Annotated in this window: 25 protein-coding genes; 9 read left to right on the top strand and 16 right to left on the bottom strand. The window is 69.7% G+C overall.

Annotation, left to right across the window (positions count from 1 at the left end; genetic code table 11):
- Position 1: 1 nt before the first annotated feature.
- On the bottom strand, positions 2-1336 hold the full coding sequence (locus GPA04_RS15085) for an aspartate aminotransferase family protein (protein WP_206674242.1): 1335 nt from the start codon (positions 1334-1336) through the stop codon (positions 2-4).
- Positions 1337-1441: 105 nt separating this feature from the next.
- On the opposite strand from GPA04_RS15085, the gene GPA04_RS15080 reads away from it, so the two are divergent.
- From GPA04_RS15080 to GPA04_RS15070, 3 genes are all read left to right on the top strand, one after another.
- The gene (locus tag GPA04_RS15080; protein ID WP_241680832.1) at positions 1442-2323 is read left to right on the top strand and encodes an RNA polymerase sigma-70 factor; all 882 of its coding nucleotides are present in this window, start codon (positions 1442-1444) and stop codon (positions 2321-2323) included.
- Positions 2304-2669, top strand: a complete 366-nt coding sequence (locus GPA04_RS15075; RefSeq protein ID WP_156225029.1) for a hypothetical protein — start codon at positions 2304-2306, stop codon at positions 2667-2669. The genes GPA04_RS15080 and GPA04_RS15075 overlap by 20 nt, the downstream gene beginning before the upstream one ends.
- A gap of 91 nt (positions 2670-2760) precedes the next feature.
- A complete protein-coding gene (locus GPA04_RS15070) occupies positions 2761-3516 on the top strand; it encodes an SDR family oxidoreductase (protein ID WP_156225028.1) in 756 nt (251 codons plus the stop codon).
- A 15-nt stretch (positions 3517-3531) separates the two neighbouring features.
- Here GPA04_RS15070 and GPA04_RS15065 read toward each other — a convergent pair whose 3' ends face one another.
- The 14 genes from GPA04_RS15065 to GPA04_RS15000 form a co-directional block, all read right to left on the bottom strand.
- The gene (locus GPA04_RS15065) at positions 3532-4695 is read right to left on the bottom strand and encodes an ABC transporter substrate-binding protein (RefSeq protein ID WP_156225027.1); all 1164 of its coding nucleotides are present in this window, start codon (positions 4693-4695) and stop codon (positions 3532-3534) included.
- Positions 4696-4743: 48 nt separating this feature from the next.
- Positions 4744-5550, bottom strand: a complete 807-nt coding sequence (locus GPA04_RS15060) for an ABC transporter permease (RefSeq protein ID WP_156225026.1) — start codon at positions 5548-5550, stop codon at positions 4744-4746.
- On the bottom strand, positions 5550-6368 hold the full coding sequence (locus GPA04_RS15055) for an ABC transporter ATP-binding protein (protein WP_156225025.1): 819 nt from the start codon (positions 6366-6368) through the stop codon (positions 5550-5552). The genes GPA04_RS15060 and GPA04_RS15055 overlap by 1 nt, the downstream gene beginning before the upstream one ends.
- A complete protein-coding gene (locus GPA04_RS15050; protein ID WP_241680831.1) occupies positions 6365-7285 on the bottom strand; it encodes an ABC transporter permease in 921 nt (306 codons plus the stop codon). Before GPA04_RS15050 ends, GPA04_RS15055 begins: the two co-directional genes overlap by 4 nt.
- 19 nt (positions 7286-7304) lie before the next feature.
- Positions 7305-8345, bottom strand: a complete 1041-nt coding sequence (locus GPA04_RS15045; RefSeq protein WP_156225024.1) for a TIGR03842 family LLM class F420-dependent oxidoreductase — start codon at positions 8343-8345, stop codon at positions 7305-7307.
- Positions 8346-8426: 81 nt separating this feature from the next.
- Entirely contained in the window at positions 8427-9863 is a 1437-nt protein-coding gene (gene hydA, locus GPA04_RS15040) for a dihydropyrimidinase (RefSeq protein ID WP_156225023.1), read from the bottom strand.
- 20 nt (positions 9864-9883) lie between these two features.
- Positions 9884-10732 carry a nitrilase-related carbon-nitrogen hydrolase gene (locus tag GPA04_RS15035; RefSeq protein WP_156225022.1) on the bottom strand — a complete coding sequence of 283 codons (849 nt, stop codon included), beginning with the start codon at positions 10730-10732 and terminating at the stop codon, positions 9884-9886.
- 137 nt (positions 10733-10869) lie between these two features.
- Complete coding sequence (locus GPA04_RS15030) at positions 10870-11886, bottom strand: LacI family DNA-binding transcriptional regulator (protein WP_156225021.1); 1017 nt, start codon at positions 11884-11886, stop codon at positions 10870-10872.
- Positions 11887-11895: 9 nt separating this feature from the next.
- Positions 11896-13125, bottom strand: coding sequence for a glycoside hydrolase family 32 protein (locus GPA04_RS15025; protein ID WP_162458632.1), 1230 nt, complete (start codon positions 13123-13125; stop codon positions 11896-11898).
- Positions 13126-13136: 11 nt separating this feature from the next.
- Positions 13137-14003: a carbohydrate ABC transporter permease gene (locus GPA04_RS15020; protein ID WP_156225019.1), complete on the bottom strand. Its 867-nt coding sequence runs from the start codon at positions 14001-14003 to the stop codon at positions 13137-13139.
- Between the two features lie 13 nt (positions 14004-14016).
- The gene (locus tag GPA04_RS15015; protein WP_241680830.1) at positions 14017-14967 is read right to left on the bottom strand and encodes a carbohydrate ABC transporter permease; all 951 of its coding nucleotides are present in this window, start codon (positions 14965-14967) and stop codon (positions 14017-14019) included.
- On the bottom strand, positions 14964-16346 hold the full coding sequence (locus GPA04_RS15010) for an extracellular solute-binding protein (RefSeq protein WP_156225018.1): 1383 nt from the start codon (positions 16344-16346) through the stop codon (positions 14964-14966). Before GPA04_RS15010 ends, GPA04_RS15015 begins: the two co-directional genes overlap by 4 nt.
- A gap of 253 nt (positions 16347-16599) precedes the next feature.
- Complete coding sequence (locus GPA04_RS15005) at positions 16600-16995, bottom strand: nitroreductase family deazaflavin-dependent oxidoreductase (protein ID WP_156225017.1); 396 nt, start codon at positions 16993-16995, stop codon at positions 16600-16602.
- Between the two features lie 24 nt (positions 16996-17019).
- Positions 17020-17925 carry an ion transporter gene (locus GPA04_RS15000; protein ID WP_156225016.1) on the bottom strand — a complete coding sequence of 302 codons (906 nt, stop codon included), beginning with the start codon at positions 17923-17925 and terminating at the stop codon, positions 17020-17022.
- A gap of 258 nt (positions 17926-18183) precedes the next feature.
- On the opposite strand from GPA04_RS15000, the gene GPA04_RS14995 reads away from it, so the two are divergent.
- The gene (locus GPA04_RS14995) at positions 18184-18483 is read left to right on the top strand and encodes a DUF1540 domain-containing protein (protein ID WP_194238964.1); all 300 of its coding nucleotides are present in this window, start codon (positions 18184-18186) and stop codon (positions 18481-18483) included.
- Between the two features lie 75 nt (positions 18484-18558).
- Positions 18559-19170 (top strand): hypothetical protein, encoded by a 612-nt coding sequence (locus tag GPA04_RS14990; RefSeq protein WP_156225015.1) that lies wholly within the window; start codon positions 18559-18561, stop codon positions 19168-19170.
- A gap of 30 nt (positions 19171-19200) precedes the next feature.
- Here the strand turns inward: GPA04_RS14990 and GPA04_RS14985 are convergent, their stop codons facing one another.
- A complete protein-coding gene (locus GPA04_RS14985; protein WP_241680829.1) occupies positions 19201-19566 on the bottom strand; it encodes a DUF952 domain-containing protein in 366 nt (121 codons plus the stop codon).
- A 58-nt stretch (positions 19567-19624) separates the two neighbouring features.
- Between GPA04_RS14985 and GPA04_RS14980 the strand changes: the two genes are divergently transcribed.
- The 4 genes from GPA04_RS14980 to GPA04_RS14965 all read left to right on the top strand — a co-directional run bounded on the left by GPA04_RS14980 (position 19625) and on the right by GPA04_RS14965 (position 23212).
- Positions 19625-20272, top strand: coding sequence for a GNAT family N-acetyltransferase (locus tag GPA04_RS14980; protein ID WP_156225013.1), 648 nt, complete (start codon positions 19625-19627; stop codon positions 20270-20272).
- Positions 20273-20415: 143 nt separating this feature from the next.
- On the top strand, positions 20416-21462 hold the full coding sequence (locus tag GPA04_RS14975; RefSeq protein WP_156225012.1) for a LacI family DNA-binding transcriptional regulator: 1047 nt from the start codon (positions 20416-20418) through the stop codon (positions 21460-21462).
- Positions 21459-22379, top strand: a complete 921-nt coding sequence (locus GPA04_RS14970; RefSeq protein ID WP_156225011.1) for a carbohydrate ABC transporter permease — start codon at positions 21459-21461, stop codon at positions 22377-22379. The genes GPA04_RS14975 and GPA04_RS14970 overlap by 4 nt, the downstream gene beginning before the upstream one ends.
- Positions 22376-23212, top strand: a complete 837-nt coding sequence (locus GPA04_RS14965) for a carbohydrate ABC transporter permease (protein WP_156225010.1) — start codon at positions 22376-22378, stop codon at positions 23210-23212. Before GPA04_RS14970 ends, GPA04_RS14965 begins: the two co-directional genes overlap by 4 nt.
- The last annotated feature ends 36 nt before the right edge of the window (positions 23213-23248 follow it).

The raw sequence follows: 23248 nt of genomic DNA, 5'->3' as shown, positions 1-23248 counted from the left end.
GTCAGAGCCTTCCGTCCAGCAGGGTCAGGACCTCGTCGTAGGCGTCGACCGCCTGCGCGACCTCGTCCGCGGTGACCACGCACGGCGGCACCACGTGGATGCGGTTCTCGGAGGTGAAGGGCATCAGGCCCCGCTCGAGCAGCGCCGACTTGGCGAACCCGACCTCCGAGGACGGCAGCGGTTCCCGGGTGTCGCGGTCGGCCACCAGCTCCAACGCCCAGAACACGCCGAGCCCTCGCGCCTCGCCGATCACCGGGTGCTTGTCGGCCAGGTCGGCCAGCGCCGGGCCCAGCACGTCGGCGCCGATCTGCTTGGCGTTGGCGACGATGCCCTCGTGCTCCATCGCGTCGAGCGCCGCGACGATCGAGGCGGCGGCGAGCGGGTGCCCGGAGTAGGTCAGCCCGCCGGGGAAGACGCGGTCGTCGAACGTCGCCGCGATCTCCTCGGAGATGATGACGCCACCCACCGGCACGTACCCGGAGTTGACGCCCTTCGCGAACGTGATGAGGTCGGGGCGGACGTCGTAGTTGTCGAGCGCGAACCACTCCCCGGTGCGACCGAACCCCGCCATCACCTCGTCGAGGATCAGCACGATGCCGTACTCGTCGGCGAGCGCGCGCACACCCTCGAGATACCCGGGCGGCGGCGGCATGATGCCTGCGGTGCCCGGGATGGTCTCGAGCAGGATCGCGGCCACGTCGTCCGGCCCCTCGACCTGGACCACGCGGCGCAGGTGGTGCAGCGCCCGCTCCGCCTCCTCCTCCGGCGTGGTGGCCCAGAACTCCGTGCGGTACAGGTACGGGCCGAACGCGTGCACGTGCCCGACCGCGTACTCGTTCGGCAGCCGCCGCCAGTCGCCGGTCGCGACCACCGCGCCGCCGGTATTGCCGTGATAGCTGCGGTAGCGCGAGATCACCTTGCGCCGCCCGGTGTGCAGGCGCGCCATCCGCATCGCGTTCTCGACGGCGTCGGCGCCACCGTTGGTGAAGAACACCTTGCTCATGCCCGACGGCGCGTGGGCCAGGATCCTCTTGGCCGCCTCACCGCGGGTGAGGTTCGCGGTCGAGGGACCGATCGTCGCGAGGGTGGCGGCCTGCTCCTGGATGGCGGCCACCACGGCGGGGTGCGCGTAGCCGATGTTGACGTTGACCAGCTGGCTGGAGAAGTCGAGATAACGCCGGCCCGCGTGGTCCCAGACCGTGCTGCCGCGACCACCCGCGATCGAGACCGGGCTGAGCGATGCCTGCGCGGACCAGGAGTGGAACACGTGGGTGCGGTCGAGCTCGAGCGCGCGGGCGTCGAGATCGTCCATCTCGCCCTGCGGAACGTCAGTCATGCCGTCGACTCCTCTTCTCCCCGGTGCGGTTGGCTGGTGCCAGGTCCAGGATGCCTCACCTGCGCGAGGATGTGTCATGGTCACAGATCCCTCGGTCACCCGGTCATGACCGGTATGGACGAGATCGACGGGGCCACCCGGGCGTTCGAGCACGCCCGCCCACGGCTGTTCGGCATCGCGTACCGGATGCTCGGGAGCGTGGCCGACGCCGAGGACATCGTGCAGGACGCCTGGATCCGCTGGCAGACCACCGCGCACGAGGAGGTCCGCGAGCCGACGGCCTTCCTGACCACGGTGACCACGCGGCTGGCGATCAATGCGCTGCAGTCGGCGCGCGTGCGGCGGGAGACGTACATCGGCCCGTGGCTGCCGGAGCCCATCAGTACCGAGGGTGATCCTGCGCTCGGGGCGGAGAGCGCCGCGGCGCTGCAGTACGCGCTGCTGATCCTCCTGGAGCGCCTGACCCCTGCCGAACGTGCGGCGTACGTGCTGCGTGAGGCCTTCGACTACCCCTACGACCTGATCGCCGAGATCCTCGAGAGCACCCCGGTCGCCGCGCGGCAGCTGGTGAGCAGGGCGCGCAAGCATGTGGCGGAGGGCCGTCGTGCGCCTGTGGGTGTGACGGCGCAGCGACGGTTGCTGGAGGCCTTCCTGAGCGCTGCGCAGCGTGGCGACACCGGAGCCCTCGAGCAGCTGTTCGCCGCCGAGGTCGTGAGCCGCACCGATGGCAACGGGGTCAAGCTCGCCGCGCGCACCCCGGTCGTCGGACGCTCGCGCGTCGCGACGTTCATCGCCGCCTTCTCGAGTCACTTCTGGACCGGCAAGCACATCGACTGGGTGGTCATCAACGGTCAGCCCGCGGCCGCCCTTCGCCAGGACGGCGTCGTCACGACGCTCCTCACGCTCACCGCCTCCGAAGCCGGGATCGACCAGCTGTTCTGGGTGATGAGTCCCGACAAGCTCCGCCATGTGGCGCCAGCGCGCTGATGCGGCGATCGCCGAGCGGCTACGGGATGCGTGCGCGCGGCACGACCCGGAGGCGATCGCACGCACGCTCCACAGCGCTGTCGAGGTGACGGTCGACGACGGAGCGAGCGCCGGACCCCCCCGTCACCCCGTGCAGGGTGCCGGCCGCGCAGCCGCTGCCATCGCGCGCATGCTCCAGCCCGGGGCCGAGGTCGCCGTGGCGAGCGTCAACGGCAACCCGGGCCTGACCGTGCGCGTCGATGACCGTGTGGTCGGCGTGCTCACGTTCACGATCCGGCGGCGAGCGATCGAACGGTTGTGGTTCGTCGTCGACCCCAGCAAGCTCGCGACCTTCAACCGGAGCTGAGCGGAGCTCCCTGTCACAGATCGGTTGGCCGCTCGGTCAGATGGATGAGGTCCTCGAACGGGGCCACGAGACCGAGACAAGGGACACAGACATGAAGATCGTCATCATCGGCGGAACCGGGCTGATCGGCTCGAAGGTCGTCGCCCAGCTGCGCGAGCAGGGCCAGGATGCGGTCGCCGCTGCGCCGAACACGGGAGTCGACTCCATCACGGGGGAGGGCCTGGCCGAGGCGCTCGAGGGAGCTGCGGTCGTCGTGGACGTCGCGAACTCGCCGTCGTTCGAACCTGCGGCCGTGCTCGACTTCTTCACCACCTCCACGACGAACCTGCTGGAGGCCGAGCGTGCCGCCGGTGTCGAGCACCACGTCGCCCTGACGATCGTCGGGACCAACCGACCCCAGGACATCCCGTACTTCGCGGGCAAGGTCGCCCAGGAGAAGCTGATCCGAGAGGCGGGCGTGAGCTTCACCCTGGTGCACGCCACCCAGTTCTTCGAGTTCCTCGGGAGCATCGCCGACATCTCGACCGAGGGCACCACCGTGAGGTTGCCGGGTGCGCTCATGCAGCCGATGGCTGCCGAGGACGTCGCGACAGCGGTCGCTCGTGCTGCCGCCGGCTCGCCGCGTGGCGACATCGAGATCGCGGGTCCGGAGCAGCTGGGTCTCGATGAGTTCGTGCGACGCACGTTGGCCTTTCGTGAGGATGCGCGCACGGTCGAGCGCGACGACACCGCGACCTACTACGGCGCGCACGTGGCGGAGCGGACCCTCGTGCCGGTCGAGGGCGCCGAGATCTTCCCGACCACCCTCCAGGAGTGGCTCCCGCTCAACCCGCCGCCTGCGCGCTGACCTGCGGCGGCAGGGCTAGTTGCCGCCCTCCACGAGGGTCACCGTGATGGGCTCGTAGGTGTCGCCGAGGGTGTCGACGTCGGAGCCGAGGTCGCTGATCGCCTGCTCGATGTAGTCGTTCGACCAGGCGGTCTCCGGCGGCTCGGCGGTGATCAGGTGCTGGCCCTGCTCGTTGACCGCCGCGAGCGCGCCGGCCACGGTCTGCTGCCATGCGGCCGTGTCGATGACACCGATGCCGTTGGCGGCGGGCCAGATCAGCTTGTTCGTCTCGTTCGCCATCCACAGCTCGTGGCTGGGACCCCAGTCCGAACCGGCGGCGATCGTGATCTCGGCGGCCGCCTCGACGTTGTCCCGCGCGTACACCCAGCCCCTGATGACCGCCTTGAGGAGGGCGACGGCGGTCGCCTCGTAGTCGGGGTCGTCGGCGAGCCGGCCGGCGTCGGCCCAGATCGAGTCCTGCAGCATCGCGCCGGAGGTGTCCTGGTAGGCGATGACGTTGAACTCCTCGGGCGTGTAGAGAGCACCGGTGTCCGGGTTGGTCGCCTCCAGCACCTGCGCCCACTCGTTGTAGGTCATCGCCTGCGCGGCGTCGATGTCGCCCTGCAGGAAGGCGTTCATGTTGAAGTCCTGCGTGACGATCGAGACCGAGGTGGAGTCCAGACCCTCGGCAGCCATCGCGGCGAAGATCTCCCACTCGTTGCCGAAGCCCCAGGACCCGATGCGCTTGCCCTCGAAGTCGGCCACCGACGTGATGCCTGAGTCCGCGAAGGCCACCTGCAGCGTCCCCGAACGCTGGAAGATCTGCGCGATGTTGGTGAGGTTGGCACCCTGCTCGATCGAGCCGAGCACCTTGGGCACCCAGGCGATGCAGAAGTCGGCGCTTCCGCTGGCCAGCGCGTCCTGGGGCACGATGTCACCACCGGAGGGGATGATCTCGACCTCGAGGCCCTCCTCGGCGAAGTACCCCTGGTCGGCCGCCGCGAAGTACCCCGCGAACTGGGCCTGCGGCAGCCACTGGAGCTGCAGCTTGACCGGGGTGAGGTCGCCGTCGCCGGTACCGCCGCCACCACCGCCGCCACCACCACTGTTCCCGCCGTTGCTGTCGCCGCAGGCAGCGAGGAACGCGGCGAGGGTCATGCCGCCGGCACCCGCGGTGAACGCGCGTCGTGTCATCTTCATGATGGTGATTCCTTTCGGGGGTGGGGTCTCACACGGGTGGGAACGGAGCTAGCGAGCACCGCCGGACAGCAGTCGGCCGATGAGGCGCTCGGCCGCCACGGTGACCAGGTACAGGGCGAGGCCGAGCAGGATCGCGGCGCCCACGTAGGCCCACGCCCGCGCGTACGCGCTGGTGGCGGCCGAGGTCGAGATGAAGGCCCCCAGACCGCCGCGCGGACCACCGAAGTACTCGGCCACCAGCGCCGAGATGACGGCGAGCGAGCTCGCCACCCGGAACCCGGTCAGCACGTATGGTGCCGCGGACGGCAGCGTGAGCACCCGGAAGGTCTGCGACCCGGAGGCGGCGTAGGAGCGCATCAGATCGCGCTGCAGCGGCGTGGTCTGCCGCAGCCCGCGGAGGCTGTTGACGAACACCGGCACGAACGAGGCGATCGCGGCGATCGCACGGCGGCCGAACTCGCTGTCTGCGCCGAACATCGAGTTCAGCACCGGCGCCAGCGCCACGATCGGGACCACAGCGAGCGCGGCGACCACCGGTGCCAGCATCAGGTCGAACCACCGCAGCCGTGAGGCCAGCGCGGCCAGCAGCACACCGACCGCTCCGCCGACCACCAGCCCCAGCACGGCGTTGGAGCCGGTGATCCAGGTGCCGTCGGCGATCGGGCCGACGTTCGCCGACCACTCCGAGGCGATCTCGGCCGGGCTCGGCAGCAGGTAGGCGGACACCCCGACCACCCCGACCAGCAGCTGCCAGAGTGCCAGCCCCGCCAGCCCGACGACGATCGGCGCCACGATCCGGACCAGCCGGTCGTGACCGGGCCGGGCACCGCCGTCGAGCACGGATCGAGCGCTCATCAGCGGCCCTCCCGGGCCGATGAGCCGACGGGCGCACCGTGGAGCGCCTCGCGGACCTCGGTGACCTTCTCGAAGAACCCGGTGGTCTCGCGGAGCTGCTCGTCGCGGACCACGCCCGGCCCGATCCCGGTGCTGATCAGGGTGGTGATCCGGCCGGGGCGCGGCGACATCACGACCACGCGGTCGGACAGGAACACGGCCTCGGGGATCGAGTGCGTCACGAACACCACGGCTGCGCCGGTCTCGGCCACGATCCTCGACAGCTCGGTCTGCATCCGCTCCCGGGTCATCTCGTCCAGGGCGCCGAACGGCTCGTCCATGAGCAGCAGCCGTGGCTGCTCGGCGAGGGAGCGTGCGATCGCGACGCGCTGCTGCATGCCGCCGGAGAGCTGGTCGGGATAGCTGCCGGCGAAGTCGGTCAGCCCGACCAGCTCCGCGAGCTCGGCCACCCGGGCCGCGCGGGCCGAACGATCCATGCGATGGAGCTCGAGCGGCAGCCCGATGTTGTCCGCGACGGTCCGCCACGGCAGCAGGCCCGCCTGCTGGAACGCGATGCCGTAGTCCTGGTCCTGACGCGCCTGCGCGGGCGACTTCCCGAACACCTCGAGCCGGCCCGTGGTCGGGCCGTCGAGGTCGGCGACCAGCCGCATCAGCGTCGACTTGCCGCAGCCGGAGGGACCGATGAGCGAGACGAACTCACCGGCCGCGACCTCGAGGTCGACGTCGGTGAGCGCCTGCACCGGTCCGGCCTTGGTGTCGAAGGTCTTGCCGATGCCGGTCGCCCGCACCGCGGGTGCCGTGGTCTCGTGCTTGCTCACGTCGCCTCTCCACGTCGATAGCTGCGCAGCGCCAGCCCGATCAGCCCGACCAGACCCGCCGCGACCAGGCCGAGCACGACGGCGCCGAAGATCGGCGCCCACGCCTTGGCCGGGTCGCCCGAGGCCTGACCGGCGAACGACACCAGCTGCCGCCCGATGCCGTCCATGAACCCGGTCGAGACCTCCGCCACCACGGTCCCGACGACCGCGCTCGCCACCCCGAGCCGGAGCGCCGGCAGCAGGTAGGGCACGGCGGCGGGCAGGCGGACCTTGACGAGGGTGGCCCATCGGCCGGCGTCGTAGGTGTGCATGAGCTCCAGGTGCGTCCGCGGCGGCGACTGCAGCCCTTTCAACATGCCCACGGCGACCGGGAAGAACGCGAGATAGCTCGCGATCACGGCGACCGAGAGCCACTGCGGCCATCGCCAGTCACCCACCTCGATCTGCGCCCCCCAGTTCTTGAGGACGGGCGCGAACGCGATCAGCGGGACCGTCTGGCTGAGCACCACCCAGGGCAGCAGTCCGTGCTCGGCCACCCGCACCATCTGCATCAGCACGCCGAGCGCGATGCCCACCACGGTGCCGACGACCCACCCGACGGCCGCGATCCCGAGCGAGACCAGCGCCGCCTGGGCGACCGTCAGCCACAGCGGCGCCGCGCCGGCCTGACTGGTGGTGGGCCCCAGCAGCCGCGCCACCATCTCCCAGACGTGCGGCATCGCCAGGTCCGTGGTCCGGGGCAGGATGCGGTGGCCGGCGACGACCACGCCGTCGTCGGGCCCGAAAACCTTGTAGACCTCCCAGATCACGGCGACCGCGACCAGCCCGAGCAGCCCGAGGGCGGTGGCCCGTACACGTGCGGCGGTACCGCGGGCGCGTGGGCGCCCCGCGCGGAGGGAGGTCTGCTCGATCGTCACGCGCGGGCCCGTCCCGCCGTCATGCCTTGGCCGTCACGTGGTCCCGCACCTGCGGGATGATCGACTCCCCGTACACCCGCATGGTCTCCTCCTTGTTGTCGTGCTGGAGGTAGACGGCGAACTGGTCGACGCCGATGGCCCTGAGCTCCTCGAGCCTGGCCACGTGCTGCTCGGGGGTTCCCAGGATGCAGAACCGGTCGACGATCTCGTCGGGCACGAACGCGGCGTGGGTGTTGCCGGCCTGGCCGTGCTGGTTGTAGTCGTAGCCCTCGCGCCCGGCGATGTAGTCGGTGAGCGCCTGCGGTATCGCGGTCCCGCCGGCGTCCTCCCCGTCCTTGCCGTAGCGCGCGACGATGTCGGCCACGTGGTTGCCCACCATGCCGCCGAACCAGCGGCACTGGTCGCGCATGTGCTCCAGCTGGTCCTCGGACCCCACGTACGCGGGCGCCGCCACGCAGAACGTGATGGCGTCGGGGTCGCGGCCCGCCTCCTCGGCCGCTTGGCGCACCGCGCCGATCATCCAGCGGGCGATGTCGACGTCCGCGAGCTGCAGGATGTACCCGTCCCCGACCTCACCGGTGGTCTTGAGCGCGAGCGGCCCGTACGCCGCGACCCACACCTCGAGCTCGGAGGTCCGTGCCCACGGGAACTGCAGCGTCGCACCGTTGACCTCGACGGAGCGGCAGTTGGCGAGCTCCCGGATCACGTGCGTCGCGTCGCGCACGTCCTTGAGCGTGGCCGGCTTGTCGTTGAGCACCCGCACCGCCGAGTCGCCGCGACCGATGCCGCACACGGTCCGGTTGCCGTACATCTCGTTGAGCGTCGCGAACACCGACGCCGTCACGGTCCAGTCCCGCGTCGAGGGGTTGGTGACCATCGGCCCCACGATCACGCGCCGGGTCTCGGCAAGGATCGCGGAGTAGATGACGTACGGCTCCTGCCAGAGCAGGTGCGAGTCGAAGGTCCACACGTAGTCGAAGCCGTGCTCCTCGGCCTGCTTGGCCAGGCCCACGGTGCGCCACGCGGGCGGGTTGGTCTGCAGGACGACACCGAAGTCCATCAGGCGACCTCCGCCGTCGACCGTGCGGGGAGCGCCGATCTCGGCGCACGGGGGGATGTCGAGATGTGTGTCATGGTTTCCTCAGATCAGGTACTGGCTCAGACCGCGCTTGAGGTAGCTGCCGTGACCTGCGCGGCCGTGGTACTCGCCGTCGCTGACCAGCACCTCCCCCCGCGAGATCACGACGTCGACGTGCCCGTCGATCTCGAAGCCCTCCCATGCCGAGTGGTCCATGTTCATGTGATGGGTCTTGCCCACACCGATCGAGGTGTGGCCGTTCGGGTCGTAGACGACGACGTCGGCGTCGGCCCCGGGGGCGATGACGCCCTTGGTGCCGTACAGGCCGAACATGCGGGCCGGCGTCGTGGACGTCAGCTCGACCCACCGCTCGAGGCTGATCTCGCCGGTCACCACGCCCTGGTACATGAGGTCCATGCGGTGCTCGATCGAGCCGATGCCGTTGGGGATGGCCCGGAAGTCGCCCTTCCCGAGCTCCTTCTGGTCCTTCATGCAGAACGGGCAGTGGTCGGTGGAGACCATCTGCAGGTCGTTGGTGCGCAGCCCCTGCCACATCGCGTGCTGGTGGCCCTCCTCGCGGCTGCGCAGCGGCGTCGAGCAGACCCACTTGGCGCCCTCCAAGTCGCCCCACTCCTGGCTGGAGGCACCGAGCTGGTCCTCGAGCGAGAGGTACAGGTACTGCGGGCAGGTCTCACCGAAGACGTTCTTGCCCCGGTCACGGGCGGCGGCGAGCTGCTCGACCGCCTGCTTGGCCGAGACGTGCACCACGTACAGCGGGGCCCCGGTGACGTCGGCCAGCATGATCGCGCGGTGCGTGGCCTCCTCCTCCATCTGCCAGGCGCGTGCGACGCCATGGAAGTAGGGGGTGGTCTTGCCCTGGCGGTACAGCTGCTCGGCGAGCACGTCGATCGCCGGGCCGTTCTCGGCGTGCATCATCGTGAGCAGCCCGAGATCGGCGGCCTTCTGCATGGCCTTGAGGATCTGGGCGTCGTCGGAGTAGAAGACGCCGGGGTAGGCCATGAAGAGCTTGTAGGAGGTGATCCCCTCGTCGGCGAGCAGCTCCATGGACTTGAGCGAGAACTCGTCGACACCACCGATGATCTGATGGAAGCCGTAGTCGATCGCGCAGCTGCCGGCGGCCTTCTCGTGCCAGGCGGCGAGCCCGTCCTCCACACGCTCGCCGGTGCGCTGGACCGCGAAGTCGATGACCGACGTCGTCCCGCCCCAGGCGGCCGCCCGCGTACCGGTCTCGAACGTGTCGGAGGCGTTGGTGCCACCGAACGGCAGCTCGAAGTGGGTGTGCGCGTCGATCCCGCCGGGGATGACGTACTTCCCGGTCGCATCGACGACCCGGTCGACCGAGCCCGTGAGGTCGTGCCCCAGCAGCGTGGAGCCGGGCGCGAGGACGGCGACGACCTTCTCGCCGTCGACCAGCACATCGGCCTCGGTGCGCCCGGTCGCGGAGACGACGGTGCCGCCCGTGATCAGCAAGGTACTCATCGGAGCTCGTCCTTCCGTCGTCAGGCCTGGGCGATCTGGCTGTAGCTGTCAGGGCGGCGGTCTCGGTAGAACTGCCAGTCGTCACGCATCTGCTGGACCATGTCCATGTCGAGGTCGCGCACCAGCAGCTCCTCGTGCTCGCTGGAGCCCCGGTCGCCGACGAAGTTGCCCCGCGGATCGATGACCTGGCTGGTGCCGTAGAAGTTGACGGCCTCTTCGCCGTACTCGTTGTCCTCCAGGCCCACACGGTTCGGCTGCAGCACGAAGTAGCCGTTGGCGACGGCGGCGCACGGTCCCTCGACCTCCCACAGCCGGTTCGACAGCCCCGGCTTGGTCGCGTTGGGGTTGAACACCATGTGCGCGCCGGCCAGGCCCAGCTCGCGCCAGCCCTCGGGGAAGTGGCGGTCGTAGCAGATGTAGACGCCGACCTTGCCGACCGCGGTCTCGAAGACCGGGTAGCCCATGTTGCCCGGGCGGAAGTAGAACTTCTCCCAGAACTTCTCCAGGTGCGGGATGTGGTTCTTGCGGTACTGGCCGACCACCGTACCGTCGGCATCGACCACGACGGCGGTGTTGTAGTAGACGCCGGTCTGCGCCTCCTCGTAGATCGGCAGCACGCTCACGAGCCCCAGCTCCTTGGCGAGCGCGGCGAACCGCTGCACGATCGGGCCATCGGCCTGCTCGGCGTAGCGGTAGTACTTCTGGTCCTGCGTGATCCCGAAGTAGGGACCGTAGAACAGCTCCTGGAACGAGATCACCTGAGCGCCCTGCGCGGCGGCATCGCGGGCGAACTGCTCGTGCTTGTCCAGCATCGAGTCCTTGTCGCCGGTCCAGGTGGTCTGACTGATCGCGGCTCGCACGGTGGCCAAGGTGTACCTCCACGGTTCGGATCGGAGATGTGATCCGCCCATCATGCTGCTGCTTGCAGATTTCCGTCCGGTTTCCGGGGACAGACGTGACCGACTCGTGACCCTTGGCCCTCACGAGGGCGTGGCGCCACGGACGGTCACCGGGGTGGTGCGACCGAGTCCCGGACGACGGGTCCGCAGGGGAGCAGGCGGTCAGCGGTGGGAAGCGGGATGCCGTCCTCGAGGTGGCTCAGCAGCGAGGTCATAGCCATGGCGCCGATCTCCTGGTGCGGCAGCGCGATCGTGGTCAGCGCCGGCAGGAGCTGGGGCGCGACGTTCTCGTCGTCGTCGTAGCCCACGACCGAGACGTCGCCCGGCACGTCGAGCCCGAGGCGGGCCGCAGCCAGCAGCACGCCCACCGCCACACGGTCGTTGGCGCAGAGCAGTCCGGTGGGTCGGTCGGTGCGCGAGAGCACCGCGGTCCCGGCCCGCACGCCATCGCCGATCTCCCAGCCGGTCGGGACCATCTCGGGTGCGGGGTGTCCAGCAGCATCGAACGCGTCGGCGATGCCGGCGCGGCGCCGGACCGTGGCCACGAAGTGGCCCGGACCCTCGAGGGAGACGACCTCCCGGTGCCCGGCCGCCAGCAGCAGCTCGGCGGCTCGCGCGCCACCGGAGACCTCGTCGGCGACGACGCCGGCCACCGCGCCCGTGGGGTCGAAGCAGTTCGCCAGCACGGCGGGCCGATGACGCATGGTCGTGGGCGCGGGATACTCGCGCAACGACAGCGCGGCGAACATCAACGCGTCGACCTCGCGGTGCAGCAGCGCCTCGTACGCCGGCTGCTCTCGCTCGGCATCGCCGTGGATGTCGACCGTGATCAGCAGATAGCCCGCCTCCATGGCGACATCGGTCGCACCGCGGATCAGTCGACCACCGAACGCGGAGGAGGCGATCTGGTCGGTCACCAGCCCGACCGTCTGCGTGCGTTGGTTGCGCAGGCTGCGCCCCACGCTGTGCGGCCGGTAACCGAGCTCCGCGGCGGCGTCGAGGATCCGCTGCCGCTTGTCGGGCGCGACCATTCCGGCATCGCGACCGTTGACCACCATCGACACGGCGCTGCGCGCGACGCGCGCGCGTGCGGCCACGTCCTTGGCGGTCGGCTTCTTGCTCATGGTCGTGGTCTACACCCCGAGGGCGTGGATCTGAACCCCGCTGAGGTCACCGGTGAGCTGCCAGCGCGAGCCGCTCGTCGGGTACGCGCGGGTGGTGAGGGTGGTGCCGTCGTGGAGGAACACCTCGACCAAGCTTCCGTCCACGAAGACGCGGCTCGCTGCGAGACCTTGCGGCCAGCAGGCAGTGCCGTCGAGCGTGAGCGCCACCGTGCCCCCCTCCGGGATCACCACCTCGAACGCGTTCGGCAAGCGGTCCGGGTCGGCGCTGCCGGCCCGCAGACCCGTCAGCTCCGCCGCCGGGTGGCTGACGACCCGGTTCTCGACGACATCCAGCTCGCGCGGGTAGGTCAGCACCCCTTGCCAGGGCGCCGCCGCGAGCCGTTCGCTGCCGTGGTCGGTCTCCCACGACCATCCCCACAGCAGCACGCGCCCGTCGATGGCGAGCGCCTGAGGCGCGTAGAAGGCGTCGCCCGCGTCGAGTCGTCCGGCGGCTCGGGGGGAGAACGACGGCGGGGCGTCACCGTCGCCGGTCAGGTCACCCAGGATCCAGCTCACTCCGTACAGCTGGTGGGTGCCGTCGACGTGCCGCCACAGGCTGACGACGAGCACCCAGTCGTCTCCCACCTGCACCAGGCTCGGGCACTCCCAGATCTCGGCGGCCGCGACGTCGGCGAGGAGGGCGTGGTCGGAGCGCAGCAGCGTACCGATCTCGTGCCAGCTGGTCAGGTCGTCGCAGGAGTAGAGCAGCACCTCACCGACGCCGCCGGGAGCTCCGGCGCCCTGCACGGCCCAGCGGTGGCCTCGGAACGAGAAGACGAACGGGTCGCGCACGTCGGTGATCGCCGGGTCGCGGGGGAGGCCTGCGACCGGGGGCTCGTCGCGCGTGAAGACCCGCGCCTCGCGGTCGGTCCGTGCCAGCACGGTGCTCGGGCGACGGTCGTCGTCGACGCCCGTGTAGACGGCGGTGGGAACGCCGTCGTCGTCGACCAGACACCCCGACCAGCAGCCGCCGGCGTCCGGACCGTCGGGCCGCGGGGCGAGCGCGATCGGCTCCGTGGTCCAGCGGAGCAGGTCCGGCGAGGACATGTGACCCCAGTGGATGTCTGTGTGCACGGGCGCACCGGGGTTGTGCTGGTAGTACACGTGCCAGGTGCCGTCCACCCGTGAGCACCCGTTGGGGTCGTTGATCCATCCAGTGGGTGGCCGACCGTGCAGGGCAGGGAAGGCGGGGTCGGTCACGTGGTCTCCAGTCATTTGTTGCTGCCGGCGGTCAGGCCTTCACGCAGCGGCTTGTTGCCCAGGATGAAGACCACCAGCGCCGGGATCATCGAGAGCACCACGCCCGCGAGGACCGTGGCGACACTACCTGTGCCCAGGTTGCCCTGGAGCGTCACGAGGCCGAGCGGCACCGTGAAGTTCTGCTCACTGATCAGCATGATCAACGGGCGGAAGAACTCGTTCCAGTGGTAGTTGAAGGCGAGGATCCCGACGATCGCGAGTCCGGGTGCTGCGAGGGGTGCGAAGATCGAGAAGAAGGTGCGGAAGGGGCCGGCGCCGTCGAGGGCGGCGGCCTCACCGAGCTCGTGCGGCAGCCCCAGGAAGTACTGGCGCATGAGGAACGTGCCGAACGCCGTCGGGATGGCCGGGATGATGAGCGCCAGCAGCGTGTCCGCCAGCCCCATGCCACGGATCAGCAGGAACACCGGCACGATCGTCACCTGCATCGGCACCATCATGGTGGCCAGCACGAGCCCGAACAGCAGGCCCTTGCCGCGGAACTCCATCTTCGCGAACACGTAGCCGGCCATCGCGGCGGTGATCATCTGGCCGGCCGCGCACAGCCCCGTCACGAGTGCGCTGTTCCACACGAGCAGCCACATGTCGACCTGCACGAAGACGTCCGCGAACGCGCCGAGGCCGAAGCTCCGCTCACCGGTGCCGGCTTCCAGCGGGGTCAGGGCGGTGAAGAGCGTCCAGACGACGGGACCGAGGGTGAGGAAGGCGGCCACCACCATCACGGCCACCTTGGCCGCGCTGCCCAGGGCGCCGCGCTCACGTCGGGTACGGGTGGGCGGCGTGTGAACGCCGGGAAGGGGTCCTGAGAGAGTCGTTGCCATGTCGGTTCCTCGGTCAGCTGTAGAAGACGAAGCGGCGGGACAGGCGGAACTGCAACGCGGTGACGCCGATGATGATCAGCGTGAGCACGATGCCGATGGCCGAGGCGCGGCCGAACTCGAGCTGCTGGAAGGCGGACTCGAAGATCACCATGACGGCGGTGCGGGTGGCATCGCCGGGCCCACCGCGCGTCAGCACGTAGGGCTGGTCGAAGATCTGCAGCGCGGAGATGATCGCCATCACCGACGCCACCAGCACGGTGGGTGACAGCAGCGGAAGCGTGATCGCTCGGAACTGCTTCCAGCCCGTGGCGCCATCGATCGACGACGCCTCGTAGACGTCGCGCGGGATCGATGCCAGGCCCCCCACGAACAGCAGGAACGTGAAGCCGAAGTTCTGCCACACGTAGACGAGGATCACCACCGTGATCGCTCCGGCGTCGGTCGTGAGCCAGCCGACCTCGGGAAGGTTGATCGCCGCCAGCACCTGGTTGACGAGACCGAACTCGGCGTTGAACAGGTACGCCATCACCAACGACACCGAAGCGGCCGACAGGATCAGCGGGAAGAAGAACGCGGACCTGAAGAACGTGCGCAGCCACGCGGGCATCCGGGACTGCACCAGCACCGCCAGGAACAGTGCGACGGCGAGCTGGAGCGTGACTGCGATCACCACGAAGCCGAAGGTGTTGAGGAACGACACTCGCACCGTCGGGTCGGTGGCCAGCTCGGCGAAGTTGGCGAACCCGACGAACTGCGGGTCGCTGATGATGTCCCACCGGAAGAAGGCGAGGAGGATCGAGCCGACGATCGGCACCATCGTGAAGAGGCCGAGACCCAGCAGGGTCGGGGCCAGGAACAGCCACGTGAGCCAGGTGGTGGCACGGCGGTCCGCGCGTGGGACGGCCGTGGGCGCCGACTTCGGGGCCTCGGCCGCAGCGGGCGTGGGGGCGACGACAGCGGTCACGACGACCTCCTCAGAGCCAGGGCGAGATCGCGCTGCAGGGTCCCGAGCGCGGAGCGGACGCCGCCGTCGGAGCCGGCCGTGACGGCGCCGACGACGTTCTTGATGAGCGCGGTCTCGACGGCGGCCTGCTGGGGTGGGGCGGGGATCGGACCGCTGGGGAGGTTGTCGAGCGTGTCGTAGAACACCTGCCAGTGGGCAGGGCCCTTCTCGGAGTAGAACGCGTCGTTGCACATCGAGCGCCGCACCGGGGTGGTGTTGGGCGAGGGAAAGGCGAGCCGCATCCCCTCGCGCGTGGTGCAGAACTTGATCCACTCCCAGGCCTCGTCCTTGCGCTCCGAGGTCGACATCATCGCGTAGCCGGCCGCGCCGAACTGATGGCGCTGACCCTTCCACTGCGGGAAGTAGGTGACGTCGTAGTCGGCGGGCGTCATGCCGCCCTCGGCGAGCCCGTCCACCCAGAAGCCGCCAGCCGGAGTCATGCCGATCTGCCCCTGCGCGAACCGAGCCACCAGCTCGCCGCCGCCGCCCTGGGCCGGGCTGGAACCGAGCCCCTCGGCGACGATGGTGCGCAGGTAGTCGAAGCTCTCGAAGACCTTCGGGTCGTCGGCGTTGGGCTCGAGCCAGCGGTAGCCGCCCGATCGCCCGGTCTCGCCGGGGTAGAAGCTGTCCCAGAGCCACTCGCCACCGGGTGCGGTGGTCTCGGCGAGGAAGCTGGTGTCGTTGATGTACAGCCACGGCACCACGCCGCCCCACAGGCGGTTGGTCCAGAAGAACGGGAGGAAGGAGCCGGTGTTGGCGCGGCCCATCTCGCGGGCATAGCCGAGGAAGTCCTCGTGGGTCCAGCCGTCGGCGGGGCGCTCGAGCCCGGCGACCTCCAGCGCGCTCGTGTTGTAGTAGACGTTCGCCGCGTTGAAGTCGATCGGGAGCTGGTAGAGGCTCCCCTCGTACATGAACGACTCGATCAGCGAGGGGTTGACGTCGTCGAAGTAGTCCTGGAGGTCGGCCGCGTCACGCTTGACGTACTCGTCGAGCGGGTGGGCGAGTCGGTCCGCGAACAGCTGCGCACCCTCGGTGGCCACGACCACGACGTCCGGCGGCGTGCCCGCGGCCACGAGGGTCAGGATCTTCGCGAAGAAGTTGCTCCAGTCCTGACCCTGGATCGGCATGATGCGCACGCCGATGTCGGGGTGAAGCTCGTTGAACGCCGCAACGAGGCCCGCACGGGCCGCAGCGTCCTGGGCGTTCCCGAGAATGGCGACCGTCAGGACGTCGTCGCCGCGCCCCGGGATGTCCGTGGCGAGCAGGCGTGGGACCGAGAGCGCGGTCCCGACCGCCCCCAGGCCCGCGAGCCCGAGCACCGCTCGGCGGCTGAGATCCATCGTTGCTCCTCACATCGTTGTGGGTGGACGGTCGAAGCCGTCCGTCGATCCGACTGGCAGACACGTGTCAGGCCGAACGGAAAACAGGATGACAGCCCATCAGACACGTGTCAAGAGGTCCGCCGACGGGTGATTGTCGGCTGTCCTGCCCATCCCGTGGGCTGCGCCCGCGATCCTGCGATCCCGGCGCTGGGGACAGGTAGTCACCTGGCCGGTGCGGGACGTCGAGCCGCAGCCGGGGGTGGGCGAGGCGTCAGCGCCGGCGGTGCGTGCCGATCACCGGCAGCTCGACGAACTCCTCGACACCGACCCGAGGCAGGATCATCCGAGCGAGACCCGGCATCCGGGCCATGCCCACCGCCGTCGGGAGGTCGCTGGGGGCGCTCAGGTCGAGAAGGGTGCGACCGACTCTCAGCCGGCCGCGGCCCGCGGCACGGAGGTTCTTGAGCCAGTCGACGTCCGAGCCGTACGTCAGCGCGAGCGTCACCACGTCACCGTCGCGGAACGCGAGCAGCGTGGTCCGGTGGGTGCGGCCCGACCTGCGGCCCACGTGCTCGAGCTCGGCCAGGGGGCCGATGCCCACCAGATGGCGCAGGACCCGGTTGGTCAGGCGCTTGTTGATCCGGGCCAGCCGCTGCGGGAGCACCATCGTGCGATGGTGTCATGCGGGATCTCAGGACCGGGCGCGAACCAGCTCGGTCAGCTCGGCGATCTGCTGACGCAGCGCCACGATCTCGTCATGGGTGCTCGACGGCGGAGCGTCCTCGGCAGGATCGGTCGCCCCGGTCGGGAGGGCCTCGACCGGCTGCTCACCGTCGTCGCGGAGGTGCTGCATCGCGTCGACGATCACGGCGATGAACAGGTTGAGCACGGTGAACGCGCTCAGCAGGATGTAGGGCACGAAGAACACCGGCGCCCAGGGGTGGACCTCGATCATCCTGCGGGTCAGGTCGCTCCAGCTGTCGAGCGTCATGACCTGGAACAGGCTGAACAACGAGGCGGACAGGCTGCCGAATTCCGCCGGGAACGTGTCCTTGAAGAGCATGGTCGCCATCACGGCGCTCACGTAGAACAGCAGCAGGAGCAGCGCCCCGATCGACAGGATGCCCGGCACGGCCTTGACGAGCGCCTCGACCACGCGGCGCAGCTGCGGCACCATCGAGATCAGCCGCAGCACCCGCAGCACCCGCAGCGAGCGCAGCACCCCGAAAGCCCCTGAGCCCGGGACCAGCGCGATACCCACGACGAGCAGGTCGAACACGTTCCAGCTCGTCTTGAAGAACGCCAGCCGGAACGCGTACAGCTTCATCACGAGCTCGGCGACGAAGATCGCCAGGCACACGTGGTCGATCGTGTGGAGCACGTCGGCCCAGCGCGCCATCACGGCGTCGGAGGTCTCGACCCCCAGCGTCGCGGCGTTGATGACGATGACCACGATGATGACGTTCTGCACCGCGCTCGACTCGATCCACCGGCCGATCGCCGTACGGCTGTACCAGCGCTGCGGCCGGGGCGGGTGGGGCTCGGATCGTTCCGCCTGCTCGGGCGTCGCAAGGAGGTCGGTGCTCGTGGAGGTCATGTGCGTCCGCAGGTCGAGGGGCAGGCCGTAGGAAGGATCGCGGGCCGTCGCCCGCTCGACAAGCGGCAGATCTGCCCGGTCCCGCAGGGTTGCCCGGACGCCGGGGAAGACGCGTTTCGGCAATTGAATGACAGAGCTATTTCGAAATACGCGCTGCACGCATTTCTTGCTACGCCAGGTAAGCCTTTCCTTGCTATCTTTTCTCGCGGTGCGAATCTATTCTCGGAGGGAATTGTTCGTCCCGACTGGAGGTCCATCATGGCTACCCTCGCCGAGCTGCCCCACGTGTCGGAGTGCACCGTTTCCGGCTGCTCCTACAACGACCACTCGAACTGTCACGCAGGTGCCGTCACGATCGCCGGTGTGGGCGGTGACGCCCAGTGCGCCACCTTCATCCCCCTCAACGTCAAGGGCGGGCTCGACACCGTGCTCGCCAGCGTCGGCGCGTGCCAGCGTGCGAACTGCGTGCACAACGAGAACCTCAGCTGCACGGCGACCGCCGTGCGCATCGGCGCGGGCAACGACCTCGCCGACTGCCTCACCTTCACACCCCGCTGACCTCGCCTCGGACCAGCACGGATCGTGACGCGACCGTGCTGGTCGGAGTGGTTGGCGACGTGCCACCGTGGGTGCGTGCACATGCCCATGCGGATGGTGGCCCTGCTCGGAGCCCTGACCTGCGTGCTCGGCGTCGCGCTGACCGTTGCGGATCCCGCCCCGCAGGTCGCGTTCGCCAGCTGTGAGGCGCGGCCGATCGAGCAGATGCGCGACGAGGCCGATGCCACCGCGATCGGCACGATCGTCGAGATCGGACCGGTCGCAAGCCGGTCGGGCGGGCAGTCCTCGAGCGACCTGCAGACGTACTGGCTCGATGTCTCCCAGGTCTTCGACGGATCGGTGCAGGAGCTCATCCAAGTCCAGGGGCCCCAGGGTCAGGGGCTCGACGGCGCAGCCCAGGGGCGCAGCTACCTGCTCTTCCTGCGTGGCGAGACGCCGACCTTCACCAGCGATGCGTGCTCGAGCATCCCGTTGCCGATCCAGGTCTCGGAGGCCGCCGAGACGGTCGCCGGCTGGGAATGGACGGCTCCCGAGCCCGGTGGGGCCGAGCCGGGCGGCGTCGAGCACCCGCGCGCTGGGATCCCCTGGGTGGCGATCAGCCTCGGCGGCGTCATCGCGGCCATGATGCTGCTGCTCGTGCGTGACGTGCAGGCTCGGAGGCGGCGGGCGGCCGCCTCGCGCAGCTGAGGCCACGAGCGAGCAATCGACGTGTCGCGGTCAGCCGCGGTGGCCCTCGGCTGACTCCTCCGTCGCCTGCGACGGCCGCTCGTACCGGGTCGCGCTGATGACCGCCTCGACCGGGATCGGGCCGTAGATGTGCGGGAAGCGCTCGCTGTCGGGAACGGCCGGATCGCCTGGTTCCAGCACGACCGGCGCCTCCAGCCTGCCGGGGTCGACGTCCAGCACCACGAGCGGCTCGGTGACGTCCGCGTAGAAGCGGCGGGCGACGCCGTCGAGCTGGTGCGGGAACGAGGCGTGGATGAATCCTTCCTCGGCCAACGTCCGGCCCCGGGTGGAGATCTCATAGCGGCCGGCGCGCTGCGCTGCCTCCCAGTCGGCGGCGAACGCGAGGTGGCGGTACACCTCTCGCACCCTAGCCAAAGCGTTTGCGGTGCCGGTGCGGTGCTGTCAGTCTCGCTCGATGAGCGCGATCGCCGACGTGTACCCCGAGCTCGGACTCCGCATCACCGAGGGCTCTCTCGAGCTGCGCGGCCTCACCGACGATGACCTGGCCGCCCTCGGCGCACTCGCGCAGCGCGGCGTCCACCCGCCGGAGGAGATGCCGTTCTACCACCCGTGGACCGACGCCCCGACCGAGCAGATCCCGCTCGGGATGGCGCAGTACCACTGGGGTCGGCGCGCCGGCTTCTCGCCGGCCGCGTGGTCCCTGGACCTGGGTGTCTGGGTCGACGGCGAGCTGGTCGGCAGCCAGGGCTTCGGCACCACCGACTACCTGGTGATGCGCACCGGTGAGACCGGGTCGTGGCTCGGGATCGAGCACCAGGGCCGGGGCATCGGCACCCGGATGCGCCGCGCGATGTGCGCGTTCCTGTTCGACCACCTCGACGCCGTCGAGATCACCTCGGGTGCCTTCTGCGACAACCCCGCATCGATCGCCGTCAGCCACAAGGTCGGCTACGTCGACAACGGGATCACCCGCAAGAAGCGTCGCGAGAACGAGGTCGCCGAGCACCTCTCGCTGCGCCTGACGCCGGACGCCTTGGTGCGGGGCGACCCGATCGAGGTCACCGGGCTGGAGCCTCTGCGCCGGGTGATCGGGCTGGACTGACCCCTCCCGCACGAGCGGCAGGTCACGATTCGGAAACGATTACACCCAGATGTTGCGTACCTGGAAACGTTTACGGCTACGGTTCACCAGCGGCATCGTTCCGGGCCGCCACGGATGACTCACAGTCGAGGGCGAGGTGGCACATGGCACAGCGAGCGACGATCACGCAGGTCGCACAACGGGCGGGGGTCTCGATCGCCTCCGCCTCGCGCGCCCTCAACGGGTTGACGAGCGCGACCGCCACGGTGGAAGCCGTGCGGGCGGCCGCCCGGGAGCTCGGCTACATCCCGGACGCGACCGCGCGCTCGCTCAAGCTCGGCCGCACGCTCCAGCTCGCCTACGCCGTCGCCGACATCGGCAACCCGGTCTACGTCGAGATGATGGCCGCTATCCAGGAGGTCGTGTCCGGTGCGGGGTACCGGCTGCTCGTGACCAACACCGGTGACGCGGCCGGCACGGTCGACCTGGTCACCAGCCTGCAACGTGGTTACGCCGACGGCATGGTGCTCTCGCCGCTGCGCGTCACCGACGAGCTGGTGGCCGCCGTCGCGCAGTCCCCGGTGCCGGTGGTCGTGCTCGGCCGGATGCCGGAGTCGGCGGGCGTCGACACCGTGGCTCCGGACTCCGCCGGCGGCATCGCGCTCGCGGTCGCGCACCTGCACGCGATCGGCGCACGACGGATCGCTTTCGTCAACGGTCCCGCCGACACCATCCCCGGTCGGGTGCGAGGTGGCGCGTTCGTGGCGGCCGCCGGACCCGACGCCCCCGTGGTCAGCGCCGCGGACTTCACGGCCGCCGCCGGTCACGCGGTCGCGCACGCCCTGCTCAGCGGTCCGGACCGACCCGACGCCGTGCTCGCGGCCAACGACCTGCTCGCGATCGGCGTGCTGCACGCCGCCGATCAGCTCGGCCTCAGCACGCCCGACCAGCTCGCCGTCGTCGGCGTCGACGACACCGAGCTGGGCAAGCTCTTCCGCCCGGCGCTCACGAGCGTCGATCTCGGTGCGTCCGAACGTGGTCGCCGTGCCGCCGAGCTGCTGCTGGAGCGACTGAACGACCCGCACAAGAAGCCGCAGCAGGTCGTCGTGCCCGCTGCGCTCAGCGTGCGCCGATCCAGCGACGTGAAAGGGGAGCCGATGGCCGACGACGCCCGCGCGCCACATCAGCAGGACCAGGAGGGTGAACGATGACCGCCGTCGCGACCCGGCCCGTCACCCGCCGCGGCGTGAGCTCGCGTGCGCAGCGGCGGGAGGCGATCGCCCTCGTCGTCCCCGCGATGGCGCCGATCATCGTCTTCTCCGTGATCCCGCTCATGGCCGGCGTCTACCTGGGCTTCACCGACGCCACGCTGCGCCGCAACGACGTGGCCGACTTCATCGGCCTCGACAACTTCATCCGGCTGATGGGGGACAGGTTCTTCTGGGAGTCGTTCCGGATCGGCCTGGTCTGGGCGGTCGCCTGCTCCGTGCTCACGCTGCTCTGCGCGATGGGGCTGGCGCTGCTGCTCAACACCGACCTGCGGCTGAAGTCGCTGACCCGGGTGCTCGCGCTCATCCCGTGGGCGATGCCTCCGGTCGTCGTCGCGATCATGTGGCGGATGATCTACTCGCCCACGGCGGGTCCGCTCAACGCCGCGCTGGAGTGGGTCGGGGTGGCCCCGGTCAACTGGCTGGGTGACTTCTCGACGGCGTTGCCCGCGGTGATCGTGGTGGCTGTCTGGTCCGGCATGCCGCAGACCACCGTGCTGCTGCTCGCGGGCATGCAGCAGGTCCCCGCCGAGCAGCTCGAGGCAGCGGCTGTCGACGGCGCGAGCGCGGCCCGCCGGTTCTGGCACGTCACGCTGCCGGCGCTGCGGCCCGTGGTGCTCGCCTCGACGGCGCTCGACTTCATCTGGTCGTTCAACTCCTTCGGTCTCGTCTACGTGATGACCGAGGGCGGACCTGGTGGCCGCACGATGCTGCCGATGCTGTTCACCTATCTCGAGGCGTTCAAGAACCGCAACATCGGCTACGCCTCGGCGATGGGTGACGTGCTGGTGATCGCCGTGCTCCTGGTGCTCTCGATCTATCTGATCCAGCAGTTCCGCAAGGGAAAGGCGGAAGGATGAATCAGCGCGCGTGGTACGTCCGGCCGCTGCAGTACGTGGCGCTGGTCGGATACCTGTTCTTCCTCGGCTTCCCGCTCCTGTGGCTGGTCTCGGCCTCGTTCAAGTCCTCACGCGAGCTGTACTCGGTCACCGTGACGCTGCTGCCGGTCGAGTGGACGTTCACCAACTTCGCGGATGCGCTCGCGCGGCAGAACCTCATCGGCTCGGCGGGCAACTCGTTCATGGTGGCGATCACCACGATGGTGCTCACCGTGCTGATCTCGATGCCGGCCGCGTACGCGCTCGCACGGTTCCGGGGCAAGATGCGCGCCGTCGGGACCGGGTGGATCCTCCTCAGCCAGGTCTTCCCGACGATCCTGCTGATCCTGCCGCTGTTCCTCATCCTGCGGACGCTGCAGCTCAACGACACGCTCTTCGGGCTGATCCTCGTCTACGTCACCTTCACGATGCCGTTCTCGCTGTGGATGCTGCAGGGCTACGTCTCAGCCATCCCGCGGGACCTCGAGGAGGCCGGCTCGATGGATGGCGCCACCCGGCTCACGGTGCTGCGCGTGATCGTGTTCCCGCTGCTGCTGCCGGGCATCATCGCGACCGCGATGTTCACGTTCGTCGCAGCCTGGAACGAGTTCTTCCTCGCGCTCGTGCTCATCCAGTCGCCGGAGCTGTCCACGCTCCCGTTGACGCTGCGCAACTTCATCGGGGTCGCCGGCGTGGTCGACCTCGGTCCCCTCGCTGCCGGGTCGGTGCTCGCCACGATCCCCTCGCTCGTGGTGTTCGCGATCCTGCAGAAGAAGCTCACCGGTGGGCTCCTCGCCGGCGCCGTCAAGGGCTGACGGCTCACCCCCAACCACGGTTCACATCGAAAGGAA

This window comes from Pseudactinotalea suaedae (genome assembly GCF_009733815.1).
GTDB classification, from domain to species: domain Bacteria; phylum Actinomycetota; class Actinomycetes; order Actinomycetales; family Beutenbergiaceae; genus Pseudactinotalea; species Pseudactinotalea suaedae.
The sequence above is the reverse complement of the archived record's forward strand: the minus strand, read 5'-3'. Positions and strand labels throughout refer to the sequence as shown.

Excerpts from the sequence above, each read along its gene's own strand:
- GPA04_RS15085 (WP_206674242.1), bottom strand. The coding sequence starts at position 1,336 with ATGACTGACGTTCCGCAGGGCGAGATGGACGATCTCGACGCCCGCGCG.
- GPA04_RS15080 (WP_241680832.1), top strand. The coding sequence starts at position 1,442 with ATGACCGGTATGGACGAGATCGACGGGGCCACCCGGGCGTTCGAGCAC.
- GPA04_RS15075 (WP_156225029.1), top strand. The coding sequence starts at position 2,304 with ATGTGGCGCCAGCGCGCTGATGCGGCGATCGCCGAGCGGCTACGGGAT.
- GPA04_RS15070 (WP_156225028.1), top strand. The coding sequence starts at position 2,761 with ATGAAGATCGTCATCATCGGCGGAACCGGGCTGATCGGCTCGAAGGTC.
- GPA04_RS15065 (WP_156225027.1), bottom strand. The coding sequence starts at position 4,695 with ATGAAGATGACACGACGCGCGTTCACCGCGGGTGCCGGCGGCATGACC.
- GPA04_RS15060 (WP_156225026.1), bottom strand. The coding sequence starts at position 5,550 with ATGAGCGCTCGATCCGTGCTCGACGGCGGTGCCCGGCCCGGTCACGAC.
- GPA04_RS15045 (WP_156225024.1), bottom strand. The coding sequence starts at position 8,345 with ATGGACTTCGGTGTCGTCCTGCAGACCAACCCGCCCGCGTGGCGCACC.
- hydA (WP_156225023.1), bottom strand. The coding sequence starts at position 9,863 with ATGAGTACCTTGCTGATCACGGGCGGCACCGTCGTCTCCGCGACCGGG.
- GPA04_RS15030 (WP_156225021.1), bottom strand. The coding sequence starts at position 11,886 with ATGAGCAAGAAGCCGACCGCCAAGGACGTGGCCGCACGCGCGCGCGTC.
- GPA04_RS15020 (WP_156225019.1), bottom strand. The coding sequence starts at position 14,003 with ATGGCAACGACTCTCTCAGGACCCCTTCCCGGCGTTCACACGCCGCCC.
- GPA04_RS15010 (WP_156225018.1), bottom strand. The coding sequence starts at position 16,346 with ATGGATCTCAGCCGCCGAGCGGTGCTCGGGCTCGCGGGCCTGGGGGCG.
- GPA04_RS15005 (WP_156225017.1), bottom strand. The coding sequence starts at position 16,995 with ATGGTGCTCCCGCAGCGGCTGGCCCGGATCAACAAGCGCCTGACCAAC.
- GPA04_RS15000 (WP_156225016.1), bottom strand. The coding sequence starts at position 17,925 with ATGACCTCCACGAGCACCGACCTCCTTGCGACGCCCGAGCAGGCGGAA.
- GPA04_RS14995 (WP_194238964.1), top strand. The coding sequence starts at position 18,184 with ATGGCTACCCTCGCCGAGCTGCCCCACGTGTCGGAGTGCACCGTTTCC.
- GPA04_RS14980 (WP_156225013.1), top strand. The coding sequence starts at position 19,625 with ATGAGCGCGATCGCCGACGTGTACCCCGAGCTCGGACTCCGCATCACC.
- GPA04_RS14975 (WP_156225012.1), top strand. The coding sequence starts at position 20,416 with ATGGCACAGCGAGCGACGATCACGCAGGTCGCACAACGGGCGGGGGTC.
- GPA04_RS14970 (WP_156225011.1), top strand. The coding sequence starts at position 21,459 with ATGACCGCCGTCGCGACCCGGCCCGTCACCCGCCGCGGCGTGAGCTCG.
- GPA04_RS14965 (WP_156225010.1), top strand. The coding sequence starts at position 22,376 with ATGAATCAGCGCGCGTGGTACGTCCGGCCGCTGCAGTACGTGGCGCTG.